This window comes from Pseudidiomarina woesei, from assembly GCF_001418345.1.
GTDB classification, from domain to species: domain Bacteria; phylum Pseudomonadota; class Gammaproteobacteria; order Enterobacterales; family Alteromonadaceae; genus Pseudidiomarina; species Pseudidiomarina woesei.
Genome location: NZ_LIPW01000001.1, coordinates 298,552 through 314,605, shown reverse-complemented (window position 1 = coordinate 314,605; position 16,054 = coordinate 298,552). Strand labels below are relative to the sequence as shown.

The window sequence follows — 16,054 nt, the reverse complement described above, 5'->3', positions numbered from 1 at the left end:
CATGATGAAGTTATTAGTCAGCAATGACGATGGTGTGCATGCGCCAGGCATTGAAGCTCTGTATTTACGACTAAAAGAAATTGCCCAGGTACGGGTTATCGCACCTGATCGAAATTGTAGCGGTGCAAGTAACTCATTAACGTTGCATAATCCTCTGCGCATGCAAAAATTACCCAACGGTTTTTACTCGCTTAACGGCACGCCAACAGATTGCGTGCATTTAGGTACGAACTCGCCGTTGGCCGATGACGTTGATTTAGTGGTTTCAGGTATAAATGACGGCCCTAATATGGGCGACGATGTTTTATATTCAGGTACAGTCGCAGCCGCTATGGAAGGGCGTTTTATGGGGTTACCAGCCATTGCGGTTTCGATGGGCGCGCACAACGATGAATTTTACGATACCGCAGCGCGAGTTGTAGCCGATGTGGTGAATCGCATGGCTGACCAACCGTTACGCCTCGATACCATATTAAATATTAATGTACCCGCTGTACCTTATGAACAGCTGAAAGGTTTTAAGGTGACGCGCCTAGGTCGCCGCCACCGGGCCGAGCGAATGGTGCAAAGTAAAGACCCATTTGGTCGTGATATTTTCTGGTACGGGCCTATTGGTGGACACCAAGATGACGCCGAAGGCACCGACTTTCACGCGGTACGCGAGGGGTATGTGTCAATCACTCCAATTAGTTTGGATATGACCGCGCGTAGCCATCAAGACACTTTATCCAGTTGGTTGGCTAGCACGACATCATGATTCAAAATTTTCAAGGAATGGCACGCAAGCTGACTGCAAAACTGCGTGCCGAAGGAATTTCTAATCCAGCGGTGTTGGCGGTCATTGAGTCAACCCCAAGGCATTTGTTTATGCCTGAATCATTAGCGCATAAAGCCTATGAGAATACTGCGTTACCAATAGGACAAGGGCAAACTATCAGCCAACCATTGATGGTTGCCTCCATGACCCAGTTATTGATGCAGCATGATTGCCATAAAGTGTTAGAAATAGGTACAGGCAGTGGCTATCAAACAGCTATTTTGGCACAGTTAGTTGACCAAGTTTTTTCGGTTGAGCGCATTGCTGAGTTGCAATACCAAGCTAAGCGCCGACTTAAAAAGCTTGATTTGCACAATGTCGCAATGCGCCATGGTGACGGCTGGCAAGGCTGGAAAACTAAAGGGCCATTTGATGGCATTATTGTAACCGCTGCGGCTAGTGAAATACCCCCCGCGTTGCTACAACAGCTTACTGACGGCGGAGTTATGGTGATTCCGGTAGGCACCACGTCGCAGCGACTTATTGTGGTGCGCCGCTTTGGAGATGAATTTGAACAAAAGGAGTTGGGCCAAGTGAAATTTGTGCCATTAGTGCCAGGGGCCACCGTATGAAAATTTTTGGTTGGCTATATGACAAAGTGCTGAGTTGGTCACAACATCGCAACGCACCAACTATTTTGGCTGGTTTGAGTTTTACCGAGTCGGTTGTTTTTCCCATCCCCCCCGATGTTATGTTAGCCCCAATGGCCATGACACAACCCCAAAAAGCCTGGCGTTTCGCCTTGATCACAACTATTGCATCGGTGATAGGTGGGGTTGCAGGTTATTGGCTTGGTTACTTCCTATTTGAACCTGTGGTATTGCCATTGGTTGAATGGGCGGGGTATCAAGAAAAGTTAGCGCGTGTAACCAGTTGGTTTCAGCTTTATGGCTTTTGGATTATTTTCATTGCTGGGTTCTCTCCGCTACCTTATAAATTATTCACCGTAACCGGCGGTATGTTAAGCGTTGCGTTTATACCTTTTGTGCTGGGCTCGTTAATTAGTCGTGGGTTACGGTTCTTCCTCGTCGCGTGGTTGCTCAAAACAGGTGGCCCAACAATGGCCGTAAAATTGCGCACCTACGTTGATCGTATTGGTTGGGGGGTGGTGATACTTGCCATCGTAGCCTATGTTTGGACGCGTTAATTTTTACCTGATTTTTACAACGCTGCTAACCCTTGTTTTATCGGGGTGTGCGCAACCGACTGAGCCGGCCCCGGTTACGCGATTATATAAAGGTAAGTCTATTCATGACTTTGAGCGGGCAAGCTTGGCTAGCTCGCAATATGAGGTTGAACAAGGCGACACGCTTTATTCTATCGCTTTTCGCGCGAATGTAGATGTGCGTGATGTGGCAAAATGGAACCAAATTCCAGCGCCTTACACTATTGTTCCGGGGCAAAAAATTAGTTTGCAAGCACCTGCAACTCGCCACACAGAAACCATTGCGTCACAAGCAAAGAAAGAGTATGTTGATAAACAAAATAAAAGCAAAGCTGTAACAGTAAAGCAACAGGCTCAATCCGCACGGGTAGTAAGTTCGCCACGTAAACCACCTGTGATAAATAAAAGCAGTGAGCCTGCATTACCGGCAAGTAAAGACATTCGTTGGCAGTGGCCGACACCGGCGAAAGTAACGCGCGAATTTTCAACCGCTGAAGCAGGAAACAAAGGCATTGATTTTGCCGGAAGCGAAGGGGATCCGGTTTACGCAGCAGCGAGTGGTAAAGTAGTTTATGCCGGCAATGCTCTGAAAGGTTATGGTCAATTAATTATTTTGAAACATAACGATGATTACATTACAGCGTATGCACATAATCAAAAGTTGTTGGTCAAAGAGCAACAGTGGGTAAACAAAGGCGAAGAAATTGCCACAATGGGGGACACTGATGCAGAACGCGTTAAATTGCATTTTCAGGTGCGATTTCGTGGCAAATCAGTGAATCCAAGGCATTATTTGCCTCGGGGGACGCAATGAGTCGAGATCAAGAAGAGATTGAAGAGATTGATGAGCAAGAATTGCTATCAATGGAACAATCCGCCGCGGATGATAGTGACGAAGCGTTTGAAGAGATACTCGCCAATCGCGTCAATTATCAAAAGAAAATGGATGCCACTCAGCTTTACTTGAGTGAGATTGGCTATTCACCATTACTAACCGCTGAAGAAGAAGTGCACTTTTCACGCTTAGCGCTTAAAGGTGACGCCAAAGCGCGAGCACGGATGATTGAAAGCAACTTGCGTTTGGTCGTTAAAATTGCGCGGCGTTATACCAATCGAGGATTAGCGTTATTAGACTTGGTTGAAGAAGGTAACCTTGGTTTGATTCGTGCGGTAGAGAAGTTTGACCCGGAGCGCGGTTTTCGTTTCTCAACCTATGCCACCTGGTGGATTCGGCAAACGATAGAACGTGCGATTATGAATCAAACTCGTACGATTCGTTTACCCATTCACGTTGTAAAAGAGCTGAATAGTTATTTGCGTGCAGCTCGTGAGTTAGCCCACACCTTGGATCACGAACCAACGGCTGAAGATATTGCTGAGAAACTTGATGTTTCCGTGGCTGATGTAACCCGAATGTTACGCCTGAATGAACGGGTCACTTCGGTTGACACGCCAATGGGCGGCAGTGATAACGATAAAGCCTTGGTCGATATGCTGACTGACGATAACGACTATGGTCCTGAAGGTGAAATGCAAGAAAACGATGTGCGCGAGCACATTATGACGTGGTTAGAAAACCTCAACGAAAAACAACGAGAAGTACTAGCTCGTCGTTTCGGCTTGCTGGGTTATGAACCGGCTACGCTTGAAGATGTGGGCCGCGAAATTGGCTTAACACGTGAGCGTGTAAGGCAAATACAAGTTGAGGCGCTGCGACGCTTACGCGATATGCTAAGGCAACAAGGCCTTAGCCTTGATGCCTTATTTCACCGCGACTAAGCTTTTAAATCACTTCAGACGCCGCTGCCAAGTTGCCAACCAAGTTAAAGCTTCCAGCGGCGTAAGTTCATTGATATTCAATTCACTCAACGCCTGTTCAACTTCGCTCGTTTGGGGAGCTGGCAGCGTTTCTTCTGTTGCAGCAAATAAGTCCGCTTGATCAGCGGCAACTTCATGTTTATGGGCTTGTTCAAGCTGCACTAAGTGCCGCTTAGCCTGTGCCAATACCGGCGCCGGCAGCCCTGCTAATTGCGCAACTTGTACGCCGAAGCTACGGCTTGCTGCGCCGTCTTTAACCTTGTGTTGAAAGGCAATAGTATCACCGTGCTCGGTGGCCTCCACATGCACGTTCACTGCGCCTTGGTGGTTGCCAATGGTTTGTGTTAATTCAAAATAATGCGTTGCAAATAGTGTTAGAGCTTGGTTTTTATCAAGTAAAGCTTCAGCACAGGCCCAGGCTAACGCCAAACCATCATAAGTCGATGTGCCGCGGCCAATTTCATCCATCAATACCAGGCTTTGCTCGGTAGCATTGTGTAAAATGTTAGCGGCTTCTGTCATTTCCACCATAAAAGTAGAACGGCCGGAGGCAAGATCATCGGAAGCGCCTATACGCGTGAAAATACGGTCTACAGGGCCAAATACGGCTTTATCCGCGGGCACAAAAGCGCCACAGTGAGCCATAATGGTTAGCAGTGCTGTTTGACGCATGTAGGTTGATTTACCGCCCATATTTGGGCCGGTTATGAGCAGTAAACGTCGCTTTGGATTTAAATTCACATCGTTGGCAATAAACGGCGCTGATTGCAGGCGTTCAATGACCGGATGGCGAGCGGCAGTTAACTGTATTTGAACCTGCTTGCTAAGCTCTGGCCGATGGTACTTATATTGATCAGCTTGCGCGGCAAAACATCGCAATACATCTATTTCCGCTAATGCTTTTGCTGTGCTCTGTAAAGGCACCAAGTGTTCAGCTATTTGCTCGAGTAAATTTTCATACAGCCATTTTTCGCGCGCTAGCGCACGGCTTTGGCTTTGCAGTACCTTGTCTTCGTATGTTTTTAATTCGGGAATAATATAGCGTTCAGCATTTTTTAATGTTTGTCGGCGTTGGTAGTCTGCTGGTATTTGATGACTTGCAGCCCGGCTAGCTTCTAGGTAGTAACCGTGCACTTTGTTGTAACCGATTTTTAGGGTACTGATGCCGGTACGCTGGCGTTCACGCGTTTCAATTTGCTGCAAAAAGTCAGTGGCACCGGCGGCCAACTGGCGTTGCTCATCAAGCTCTTCATCGAAACCATCACAGATGACACCACCATCGCGAATTAATACGGGAGGCTGTTCGACAATGGCTTGATCAAGTAAATCAGCAAGTTCTGGGAAAACTTGAATGTTATCGGCCCATGGCTTAAGCGCTGTTGCCTTTATACCATTATGCAAGGCCGGAAGCGCATGAAATGCGCTGCGTAGGCGCGCTAAATCACGTGGGCGGGCAGAACGTAGCCCAATACGGGTGAGTATTCGTTCAATATCGCCGACTTCGCGCAACTGCTGATGAATGGTTTGGTAATCGGCTTGCTGCAAAGCAGCTACCGCATTATAGCGCTGCTCAAGTACATGGTGGTGGCGTAATGGGCGCTGCAACCAGCGTTGCAATAATCGGCTTCCCATGGCCGTGCTAGTGTTGTCTAACACATTAAATAGTGCCGTTTTTTGACCACTTAACGAGCGAACAATTTCGAGGTTTCGACGAGATACCGCGTCTAACACAATTGCATCGTCGTAACTTTCAGCGACAATTGAAGTGATATGTGGCAACGCTGCACGTTGGGTTGCGCGAACATAATTTAAAATGGCACCGGCAGCACCAATTGCTTGAGTCAGGTGGTGAATGCCAAAGCCTTCCAAGTGTGCCACTTGAAACTGGCGCAGTAACATTTCAGTGGCGCTACTGCTATCAAACTCCCACTCGGGACGCCGGCGGCAGCAACTGCAATTCAATTCGCGCTCGCTAAACTGCCATGTTTCTGGGTATAAAACCTCAGCCGGTTGTAAACGCTCTAATTCGGCCCGTAATTGTTCGCGGCTGTTAACTTCAAGCACACTAAAGCGGCCGCTGGCCATATCTAAGCAAGCAAGGCCAAATGTTTCTCCAGGTGCAATGGCAACCAGTAAACTTTCTTGTTCAGCCGGTAACAAGGCTTCATCGGTTAATGTGCCTGGTGTTAACACGCGCACGACTTGACGCTCAACCGGGCCTTTACTGGTGGCAGGGTCGCCAATTTGTTCGCAAATTGCGACTGACTCACCAAGCTCAAGTAAGCGCGCTAAATAATTTTCCGCGGCATGATAAGGCACACCGGCCATAGGAATCGGCTGACCATTACTGGCTCCGCGCGCGGTTAATGATATATCTAACAGTTGTGCTGCGCGTTTGGCGTCGTCATAGAACAACTCGTAAAAGTCGCCCATGCGATAGAATAAGAGGGTGTCAGCATGCTCTGCTTTTATGCGCAGATATTGCTGCATCATGGGCGTATGAGTTGCTAAAGATTGTATGTTATTTTGTGCGTTCGACATGCCTGTTATTATCCGTATAGAGTCGATATACCGCTGATCAAGGAATAGCGAAATGGTATCACAAACACGTCATGATTTAGCAGCCGTTTTCGGTAAATGGCTGCAACAAAAACAGTGGCAAATGGTTACCGCTGAGTCATGCACCGGTGGCGGAATCGGTTATGCTATGAGCGCAGTGCCAGGAAGTTCGGGGTGGTTCGCTGGTGGCTTCATCACCTATAGCAATGACATGAAACATCACTTATTAGGTGTGCCAACATTTACTTTGGCGAAACATGGAGCCGTGTCAGCAGAAACAGCTGAAGCGATGGCTCGTGGAGCATTAGCTAATAGCGGTGCTGATGTGGCGATTGCGGTGACCGGTATTGCGGGGCCCGATGGCGGAACTCAAGAAAAGCCAGTCGGATTAGTGTGGTTTGGTTTAGCCTGGGAAAACCACTGTATAACTTGGTCAAAAATTTTTGAGGGCAGTCGAACCCAGGTGCGCAAAGCCACAATTGACGAGGCTTTGCGAAGTTTTGAAAAAATAACTTGATACTGTATAAATTTACAGTACACTTACTAGCAACATGAATCACAGAGACGGACACTATCATGAGCAACGATAAGCAAAAAGCACTTGATGCAGCGTTAGGCCAAATTGAACGTCAATTTGGTAAAGGTTCCATTATGCGCTTGGGCGATAACCAAGCTATGGATATCGAATCGGTATCTACCGGTTCATTAACTTTAGATATCGCCTTAGGCATTGGTGGTCTGCCATTTGGCCGCGTGGTAGAAATTTATGGTCCAGAATCAAGCGGTAAAACAACGTTAACGTTGCAAGTTATCGCTGAAGCTCAGAAAAAAGGCAAAACTTGTGCGTTTGTGGATGCCGAGCATGCACTTGATCCTGTTTACGCAGAGAAGCTGGGTGTTAATGTTGATGAATTATTGGTATCGCAACCGGATACCGGTGAGCAGGCGCTTGAGATTTGTGACATGCTGGTGCGTTCAGGTGCCGTTGATGTCGTTGTCGTTGACTCGGTAGCAGCGTTAACACCGCGCGCTGAAATTGAAGGCGAAATGGGCGACAGCCATGTTGGTTTACAAGCTCGCTTAATGTCACAAGCTTTGCGTAAACTGACAGCTAATATTAAAAAGTCAAACAGCATGTGTATTTTCATTAACCAAATTCGAATGAAAATTGGTGTCATGTTTGGTAACCCAGAAACCACTACTGGCGGTAACGCACTCAAGTTCTATTCATCCGTTCGTCTTGATATTCGACGTACCGGCGCGGTGAAAGAGGGTGATGAAGTTGTGGGTAACGAAACGCGCGTGAAAGTAGTGAAAAATAAAGTAGCGCCACCGTTTAAACAAGCTGAATTCCAGATCATGTACGGTGCTGGCATATCGAAAGAAGGTGAGTTAATTGATCTTGGTGTGAAACAGAAGATTATCGACAAAGCCGGTGCCTGGTATAGCTACAAAGGCGACAAGATTGGTCAAGGTAAAGCCAATGCCATGAAGTATATGATTGAAAACCCGAAAGTAGCTGCAGATATTGAGCAACAAATTCGTGAACAGTTATTAGCCAAGCCTGTAAAAGCACCTAAAGGTAGCGCTACAAATGTTGCTGATGACAACGCCGATGTTATGATGGATGACGATCTTATTTAATCATTCAGGACGAACGTTAGCATGAGTCATGTTCAAGTTGCATTAGCCCTAGGTTCAGGGGCTGCCCGAGGTTGGTCACATATTGGTGTGATCAAAGCCTTAAAAGAAATGGGCATTGAAGTTAACATGGTCGCAGGCACTTCAATCGGCTCCCTTGTGGGGGCCGGTTTTGCTTCTGGCCGCCTCGAAGAGTTAGAAGAGTGGGTGCGAGACATGGGCCGTTGGCAGGTATTTAACCTGCTTGATTTTGGCTTTAGTCATGGTGGCTTAGTGCAGGGCGAAAAAGTGTTTAATCACGCCCGCGAGCGTTTCGGTGCTATTAACATTGAAGACATGCAGGTTACTTATGGCGCTGTAGCAACTGATTTGTTTACTGGCCGAGAAGTGTGGCTGCGTAAAGGCGATGTGTATGACGCCTCACGCGCATCATGCTCAATGCCGGGGCTGCTAGCACCAACTGGTATCAATGGTCGTTGGTTAGTTGATGGTGGTTTAGTTAACCCGGTTCCCGTATCGTTATGTCGTGCGCTAGGCGCAGACTTCGTTATTGCGGTGAACTTGAACTCACAGCTCACAACGACAGCGGTTGAGGCTCGTAATAAATACCTAGCGCCTGGGAAAGACCATCAAGAACGAGAGCCCCAAGCCGACGTACATGGGCACAACACGCCAACGACCACACAGCCAGCCGAAGGTAATAAGCCGAGTGATGAAGCGGAAGAAGGGTTCTTCAAAAGCTTCCTATCAACAAGCCAAAGTTATTGGGATGGCATGAAAGAAAAATTCAATGGTCCGTCGTACAAAGCTCCGGGCATGTTGGGTGTTATGGCTGGCTCAATTGATATTATGCAAGAGCGTATTACCAAAGCGCGTTTAGCGGGCGATCCGCCTGATATTCTTATTCAACCCAAGCTCGGACATATTAGCCTGATGGAATTTGAGCGTGGTAATGAGGCTATTGATGTGGGTTATGAAACCACAATGCGTATGAAAGACTTCATTCTCTCTGAGCTACAGCTCTACTCCGAACGTCGTGGCTGAGAAGAGCAAAAGCGATATTAGCTATTAGATAGCAGCTAACAACTAACAAAAAAGGCGCCACATGAGGCGCCTTTTTCCTTTCTGATATCCGATATCCAATAGCTGCTATCGTACTTATCTTTCTTCTGATATCTAATATCTACGAGCTAATATCGCAGTTGACCTTTACTGGTGCAATTGTTGCTCCATTTTGTCGAACGTTGATTGCAGCTCTGTATCGGGTTCGGCCGTTAAATGGCTTACCACAAAAACAGCAATGGTACTAAGAATAAAGCCTGGAATAATTTCATACACAGCACTGCTTAACGTCGCACCGTCAGCCAGTACTGGCGCGTATATCCAGAACAGCACGGTAGCTGCACCCACAACCATACCAGCTAAGGCACCGTGACGATTCATGCGCTTCCAGAACAAGCTAAGAATAATAACCGGGCCAAATGCTGCACCGAAACCTGCCCAAGCATTTGCGACTAGACCTAAAATGGTATTTTCTGGATCCCACGCTAATGCAATAGCCACCAGCGACACTAGCAATACCGAAATACGGCCGACAGTGACTAACTCTCTGTCGCTTGCATCACGGCGTAGAAATGCTTTGTAGAAGTCTTCGGTTAATGAGCTTGATGTGACCAATAGTTGCGATGAAATGGTACTCATAATCGCGGCTAAAATAGCGGCCAACAAGAAACCTGAAATTAACGGATGAAATAGGAATTGCGAGAAGATGATAAAAATAGTCTCAGCATCTTTTAGTTGCATTTTGGTCTCTGCAACATAAGCAATACCCACAAAACCGGTTACCATGGCACCAATAATTGAAACAAACATCCAGGTGATACCAATTCGACGTGCAGCTGGTACATCTTTCACCGAACGAATTGCCATAAATCGCACAATAATATGGGGTTGACCAAAATAACCTAAACCCCAGGCGAGCAGTGAGATAATGCCAAGAAAAGACAGCTGATTTAGCATGGGATCAGCTATATTTGCATCTCGGAAGAAGGCCAGAAAATCAGGGTTAATTGACTCAACGGTGTTGGTCACTTGGCCAATACCACCTAAGTCAAAAATAGCGACAATAGGCACTAAGACAAGGGCAAGAAACATAATGCAGCCTTGCACAAAGTCGGTCATAGAAACCGCTAAAAAGCCACCAAATAGTGTATACGCACAAACTACACCAGCAGTAACCCAAAGGCCTAGGCTGTAATCTAAGCCAAACGCTGAGCTGGCAAATAGCTTACCACCGGCAACGAGACTCGCTGACGTATACAAGGTGAAGAAAATAATAATAACCACGGATGAAAATACGCGTAAAACTCTAGCTTTGTCATCAAAGCGATTAGCAAAGTAGTCAGGAATGGTTATTGAGTCATTTGCAACCTCGGTGTACGTGCGTAAACGTGGCGCGACGATGATGTAGTTTAGATATGCACCAATTAATAAGCCGACGGCAATCCATAACTGTGAGACACCGGAGACATAAATAGCACCGGGTAACCCCATAAGCATCCAACCACTCATGTCTGATGCGCCAGCTGATAAGGCCGTAACACCAGGGCCTAACTTACGACCACCAAGCATGTAGCCTGAAACATCGTCTGTAGATTTCTTATATGCATATAGGCCAATGCCCAGCATAACGATAAAATAGAGCGCTAATGAAACGAGCGTACCTGTTTCCAAAGCCTTACTCCTGTGTTGTTGTGTGTTTAAGCGCTTTATTCAATTGTTCCGATTGCAGCAAATTTTTACTGATTTGTTCTTTCGGATTTGTTAGTAGCGCCTGTGTAGAATCAAACTCAATCATTTTACCACGATGCATTATTAAGATCTTGTCAGCAACATGTTTCACGATCTCCGGCGAATGTGAGGCGAAAATAAAGGAAATGCCCATATCTTCCTGAAGATCGAGAATTAGATTAATGATTTGAGCTCTAATCGATGGATCTAATGAGGCGAATGCCTCATCAGCTACGATAATTTGCGGTTCAAGAATAATCGCACGGGCAATACATACCCTTTGTTGCTGTCCACTGGACAACATATGCGGGTAAAAATTGAAGTGATCGGGTAGCAACCCGACTTTTTGCAAAATCACATATACCCGTTCATGTTGTTCTGCCTGACTTAAACGCGTATTAAATTTTAATGGCTCGAGCAGCTGCCGGCCAATGGTGAGCTGCGAATTAAGCGAGCTTAAGCTATCTTGAAATATCATGCGTATTTCGCGACAGCGCGTTTGATAGTCATGTGGATTAAGTAACTCGCCATTGAGATAAATTTCACCACTACTAGGTGCTTCAGCGCCAGCAATAAGGCGCGCAATTGTTGACTTACCAGAGCCGGTTTCGCCCATAATGGCAATGGTTTCACCCCGTTGAATACTGAAACTCAAGGGTTCTAAAGCACAGATGCGGCGCTGTTTTAACCAACCATTTTTTGCGCGGTAATACTTACTGATGTTGTGAACCTCAAGCAAACTAGTCATGGCTTTTCACCTCACGAATGGGAAAATGACAGGCAAATTCGCGTTGCTTGAATTTGGTTAAACGCGGTTGGTGAATACAGTCGCGGCGCGCGTTAGGGCAACGAGGGCCTAAACGACAACCAATAGGCATGTGCTGTAACGTTGGTATCGCTCCGGTTAGAGTAGGTAACCTTGTTTTTGGGGCTATTTCTTGATCAAAGAAACTCATTTGTAGCATCGCCTGCGTATACGGGTGCATTGGCGTTGAGAGAAGTTGCTCGGTGGCGCCTGACTCCATGAGTTGGCCGCAGTAAACCAAGCTCATGCGCTGACTTTCCGGCACAATGGAGGTTAAGTCTTGGGTAACCATTAAAATACTCATGCCTTGGCCGGCACTAAGTTTGGCCAATAACCGATAAATTTGGTTACGGGTGTTAGGTTCCATTGCTGTAGTCGGCTCGTCGGCAATCAGTAACTTAGGATTGTGCGCTATGGCCATGGCAATACTGACTTTTTGTGCCACACCTTCGGAAAGTTGATAGGGATAACTTTCCATAACTTTTTGATGATCTTTGATTCCCACGCGATGAAGTAACCGCTCGGCTCTAACTGTGCGCGAGGCTTTGCGCCGTAAATAAATACCCTTGAGTTCGGACTTAGGTATGGTTTCGCGAATTTGGTCGCCTATTTTGGTGTTTGGGTCAAGATAACTTCCGGGATTTTGGAAAATCATGGCCATGTCTCGCCCAGTAACAAGACGACGTTGCGTAGGATTAAGGCTAAGCAAATCGTAGTGTCGCCACCAAAGGCGGTCTGCGGTAATTTTCCAACGAGGGTTAATAAACCCCATAATTGCTTTTGCGAGAAGGCTTTTACCCGAACCAGATTCACCCACCAGCGTATGAATTTCTCCTTCAGCAAGCTGCAAGCTTACCTTGTCTAGCACTTTAACAGTGCCAGCACTGGTTTCTAATTCGATGGTTAAATTGCGAATATCTAAAATAGTACTCATGTGCCACGAACTCGCTCTTGAATGGCTGCACGTAGACTATCGCCAAGTACATTAATTGACAACACGGTTAAAAATAAGGCAACTCCGGGTAAGATCATGGTCCAGGGAGCCAAATAAACTTGGTCTAAACTGCGTGCTAACATGGTACCCCATTCGGGGGCCGGCGCTTGTACCCCTAAACCCAAAAAGCCTAACGCGGCAATATCTAAAATGGCTGTTGATAACGCGAATGTCACTTGCATGACAACCACAGTGGTTATGTTGGGGAAAATAACCCGTGTCAGAATATACCAACGGCTGCAGCCGTTTAAACGTGAGGCTGCAACATAATCTTTAGTGCGTTCTTCATAGAATGCGTTATGCACGCTATGGATAAACTGTGGAATTAACACCAAGGTAATGGCAATCATTATGTTGTGTAGAGCAGGGCCGAGAATGGCGATAATAACGAGTGCCAACAGTAATGATGGAATAGAGAGCACCACGTCTAATAAATGGTTCAAGGTTGACGATTGAACCCCATGGCTCATGCCTGCCCAGGCGCCAATGCTAATGCCGATGAGCGCAGCTACCGTGGTTGCTAACAATGGGTAGCCTAGACTGTAGACTGAACCTGCGAGTACACGTGACAATAAGTCGCGACCTAAATCATCGGTACCAAAAAGATACTGTATTTGCCCTAACTCATGCCATGCTGGTGGCTGTGAGATAGCACCAGAGAACTGTGCATCCGGGCTATATGGAGCAATAACCGGTGACAGCACCATGAGTAAAATTAAAAAACTAAATATATAAAAAGCCACCACGGCGAATGGGTTAGCGTTCATGTGTAACCACAAAAGACGCAGCGGTGAGGGCTCTCGATACTGGTAATAAATACTTTTACTCGGCATCGATTTCTTTCCTTATTTGCGGATAGCGCCACGCATGAACTACGTCAACAAACACGTTGACCATTAATATCAGCGAGGCCAAGACTAATAATCCGGCTTGAATGACGGGGAAATCACGTTCATAGATACTTTTAACCAGCCAACTGCCAACACCGGGCCAGTTAAAAATAACCTCGGTAATAATAATATTGGTCATCAATACGCTAAATTGCAGGCCTAATTGCCTAACAATGGGCTGGAGGGCATTAGGTAAGGTATGGCGAAACATAATGTGGCGGTCGGTTAAGCCGCGCGCGCGAGCGGCTTTGATGTAATTTTGCTGAAGCACGTCCAACACTGAATTGCGCATAATTCGAATGAGCATGGTTAGCGGCATAATAGCCAACACCACCACAGGTACCCACAAATGATGTAGAGCATTGTAAAACGCCGCTGTTTTATATGGCGAGTCACTTATGAGAATATCGACGAGTACCGAGCCGGTTTGTACATTTATGGCATACAGCGGATTAATTTGACCGGAAATTGGGCTCCAATTAAGTTTTAGAGCAAACAGCAAAATAAATAGCTGGGCTAGCCAAAACACCGGAATGGAATAAGCACTCAGGCTTAGGCCCATTATGACACGGTCAAGTAAGCCTCGCTGCTGAATCGCGGCATAAACACCTAAAGGAATGCCAAGGAATAGGGCCAATGCCATGGCTAATAAACCCAGTTCAAGAGTGGCGCCCATAAGCGGCTTTATTTCATCAAAAACGGGTTGTTCGGTAACTAAAGAAATACCCCAATCGCCATGGATTAAATGCTCTAAAAAGTGTACATATTGGCTTAGTAAACCGTGGTCAAAACCACGCGCTAGCTCGGCTTGCTGATAAGCAATTGTATTATTCGCGGTAATACCACTCATGTTGGTCAATGGGTCGCCTGGATACCAATAATTTAGGCTAAACAACAATAGACTTAATAGCCACAAAGTAATGACTAACAAGATTAGTCGGCGTAGGCTATAACGAATCATCGTTTACCCTCCGCGCATAGCGAAAATTGATACCGCCATAGGGAGGTAATTCCACCCCCTCAATGTCACTTCGATGTGCCTGATAACGCAACGAATTAGCAATAGGAACCAAAGGCGCCTGTTGTTTAACCATGTCCTCGATAAACTGATAGAGATGTTTGCGCTGATCAACATTGCTTTCACTAATGGCCGATACCAATAATTTATCGAACTCGGGGTTACACCACATGGCTCGGTTATTACCGCTGCGCGCGGCAGCGCAACTCAAAACAGGACGAAAGAAATTGTCGGGGTCAGCGTTATCCGCCACCCAGCCGATAAGTACACTGTCGTGCTGACCTTCTACCAGACGCTGGCGAAACGTATTCCACTCGTAACTAACAATAGTTGCGTCAATTCCAATTCGGGCAAGGTCGGCTTGCATTAATTCGGCCATGCGCTGGGCATTTGGGTTGTAGGCGCGTTGCACTGGCATTGCCCATATAGTCATACTAAAGCCATCGGGGTAGCCTGCAGCGCTTAGCAGTTCGCGCGCTTTGGCGGGGTCGAAGGGGTAGGTTTGTTCGGCACTACTGTATGCCCAGGACGTTTCAGGAAGCATGCCAGTGGCAAGCCGCGCGTTACCATCATAAATGGTTTGCACAATCGCCGGGCGATTTACCGCATGTGCCAGAGCCTGGCGCACTAAGACATTGTCAAACGGCGGGCGTTGGGTATTAAATGCCCAAAATGACACGTTTGGACTAACCGATGAACCGACTTCAATTTCTGCATTTTGGTCAAGCTTTGATAACTCATTGACGAGTGGGTAGGGTATGACGTCACACTCGCCGGTCAGTAGCTTCAACATACGTTTATTAGCATTTGGTGTGATGACATAAACCAAGCGTTTAATTTCTGGCTTCTGCCGCCAATAATTCTCATGCCGTTGGTAGCGAATAATAAAGTCTTTGCGGAATAGTTCAAATTGAAAGGGGCCTGTACCAATTGGTAAACGGTCAATTTGTTCGGGATGGTTAGCGCGTAATAACTGTTGCGCGTATTCTTCGGACAAAATAACGGCGAAATCAGTTGCTAAGTTCGCTAAAAATGAACTGTCTGGCTGGTTGAGTTTTATATCTACTGTGTATTCATCAATACGTTCAATAGAATGTATGAGCCGAATAAGACCACTTGAACGAAAAAACGGGTAACGCCCACCATTTACGTAATGATACGAGTGCTGCTGGCTTAGCCAGCGATTAAAACTAAAGACAACATCGTCGGCATTGAAATGGCGTGAAGGCTCAAACCAGTTGGTATGATGAAAAGATACATCGGTACGCAAATTAAAACGATAGCGGGTGCCGTTGTCGAGGGCTTGCCAACCACGCGCTAAAGCCGGCACAAACTGTTGTCGTTTGTCATCGTAATCTAATAAACGGTCGTAAATTTGCGCCGAGGTTGCATCGACCGTGGTGCCCGAGGTACCTAGCTGTGGGTTAAAGCTTTCCGGGTTACCCTCGGAGCAATAAATTAAGCCGTCTTGTTCAACTTGAGCGTGCTCGGAAACTGGCCCACATGCAGCAAGAACCGCAGCGCTACAAATGATGGCAATACGTTGGAGCATAGTTG

At 46.6% G+C, this 16,054-nt stretch carries 15 protein-coding genes; 8 read left to right on the top strand and 7 right to left on the bottom strand.

The genetic code is table 11. From position 1 onward, the window contains the following. The first annotated feature begins 1 nt into the window (after position 1). The 5 genes from surE to rpoS are packed head-to-tail and all read left to right on the top strand — an operon-like array spanning position 2 to position 3,761. Positions 2–757: a 5'/3'-nucleotidase SurE gene (gene surE, locus ASC40_RS01520; protein WP_055438021.1), complete on the top strand. Its 756-nt coding sequence runs from the start codon at positions 2–4 to the stop codon at positions 755–757. Then, entirely contained in the window at positions 754–1,389 is a 636-nt protein-coding gene (locus ASC40_RS01515; RefSeq protein WP_055438020.1) for a protein-L-isoaspartate(D-aspartate) O-methyltransferase, read from the top strand. Before surE ends, ASC40_RS01515 begins: the two co-directional genes overlap by 4 nt. After that, the gene (locus tag ASC40_RS01510) at positions 1,386–1,964 is read left to right on the top strand and encodes a YqaA family protein (protein ID WP_055438019.1); all 579 of its coding nucleotides are present in this window, start codon (positions 1,386–1,388) and stop codon (positions 1,962–1,964) included. Before ASC40_RS01515 ends, ASC40_RS01510 begins: the two co-directional genes overlap by 4 nt. Next, positions 1,948–2,796, top strand: a complete 849-nt coding sequence (locus ASC40_RS01505; protein ID WP_055438018.1) for a peptidoglycan DD-metalloendopeptidase family protein — start codon at positions 1,948–1,950, stop codon at positions 2,794–2,796. Before ASC40_RS01510 ends, ASC40_RS01505 begins: the two co-directional genes overlap by 17 nt. Continuing rightward, positions 2,793–3,761, top strand: a complete 969-nt coding sequence (gene rpoS, locus ASC40_RS01500) for an RNA polymerase sigma factor RpoS (RefSeq protein ID WP_055438017.1) — start codon at positions 2,793–2,795, stop codon at positions 3,759–3,761. Before ASC40_RS01505 ends, rpoS begins: the two co-directional genes overlap by 4 nt. Before the next feature lie 9 nt (positions 3,762–3,770). Here the strand turns inward: rpoS and mutS are convergent, their stop codons facing one another. Next, positions 3,771–6,341, bottom strand: a complete 2,571-nt coding sequence (mutS, locus tag ASC40_RS01495; RefSeq protein WP_055438016.1) for a DNA mismatch repair protein MutS — start codon at positions 6,339–6,341, stop codon at positions 3,771–3,773. Positions 6,342–6,393: 52 nt separating this feature from the next. Here mutS and ASC40_RS01490 point away from each other — a divergent pair, with 52 nt between their 5' ends. The 3 genes from ASC40_RS01490 to ASC40_RS01480 are packed head-to-tail and all read left to right on the top strand — an operon-like array spanning position 6,394 to position 9,044. Then, positions 6,394–6,876 carry a CinA family protein gene (locus ASC40_RS01490; RefSeq protein ID WP_055438015.1) on the top strand — a complete coding sequence of 161 codons (483 nt, stop codon included), beginning with the start codon at positions 6,394–6,396 and terminating at the stop codon, positions 6,874–6,876. Between the two features lie 59 nt (positions 6,877–6,935). Continuing rightward, positions 6,936–8,003: a recombinase RecA gene (recA, locus tag ASC40_RS01485; RefSeq protein ID WP_055438014.1), complete on the top strand. Its 1,068-nt coding sequence runs from the start codon at positions 6,936–6,938 to the stop codon at positions 8,001–8,003. A 21-nt stretch (positions 8,004–8,024) separates the two neighbouring features. After that, the gene (locus ASC40_RS01480) at positions 8,025–9,044 is read left to right on the top strand and encodes a patatin-like phospholipase family protein (protein ID WP_055438013.1); all 1,020 of its coding nucleotides are present in this window, start codon (positions 8,025–8,027) and stop codon (positions 9,042–9,044) included. Between the two features lie 165 nt (positions 9,045–9,209). Here the strand turns inward: ASC40_RS01480 and putP are convergent, their stop codons facing one another. The 6 genes from putP to sapA are packed head-to-tail and all read right to left on the bottom strand — an operon-like array spanning position 9,210 to position 16,049. Beyond that, positions 9,210–10,733: a sodium/proline symporter PutP gene (gene putP, locus ASC40_RS01475; RefSeq protein ID WP_055438012.1), complete on the bottom strand. Its 1,524-nt coding sequence runs from the start codon at positions 10,731–10,733 to the stop codon at positions 9,210–9,212. A gap of 4 nt (positions 10,734–10,737) precedes the next feature. Continuing rightward, entirely contained in the window at positions 10,738–11,538 is an 801-nt protein-coding gene (locus ASC40_RS01470; protein ID WP_055438011.1) for an ATP-binding cassette domain-containing protein, read from the bottom strand. Next, a complete protein-coding gene (locus ASC40_RS01465) occupies positions 11,531–12,529 on the bottom strand; it encodes an oligopeptide/dipeptide ABC transporter ATP-binding protein (RefSeq protein ID WP_055438010.1) in 999 nt (332 codons plus the stop codon). The genes ASC40_RS01470 and ASC40_RS01465 overlap by 8 nt, the downstream gene beginning before the upstream one ends. Further along, positions 12,526–13,422: an ABC transporter permease subunit gene (locus tag ASC40_RS01460; protein WP_055438009.1), complete on the bottom strand. Its 897-nt coding sequence runs from the start codon at positions 13,420–13,422 to the stop codon at positions 12,526–12,528. The genes ASC40_RS01465 and ASC40_RS01460 overlap by 4 nt, the downstream gene beginning before the upstream one ends. Then, positions 13,412–14,440: an ABC transporter permease gene (locus tag ASC40_RS01455; protein ID WP_055438008.1), complete on the bottom strand. Its 1,029-nt coding sequence runs from the start codon at positions 14,438–14,440 to the stop codon at positions 13,412–13,414. Before ASC40_RS01455 ends, ASC40_RS01460 begins: the two co-directional genes overlap by 11 nt. Continuing rightward, positions 14,427–16,049, bottom strand: a complete 1,623-nt coding sequence (gene sapA, locus ASC40_RS01450; protein WP_055438007.1) for an ABC transporter substrate-binding protein SapA — start codon at positions 16,047–16,049, stop codon at positions 14,427–14,429. Before sapA ends, ASC40_RS01455 begins: the two co-directional genes overlap by 14 nt. Positions 16,050–16,054: the final 5 nt, after the last annotated feature.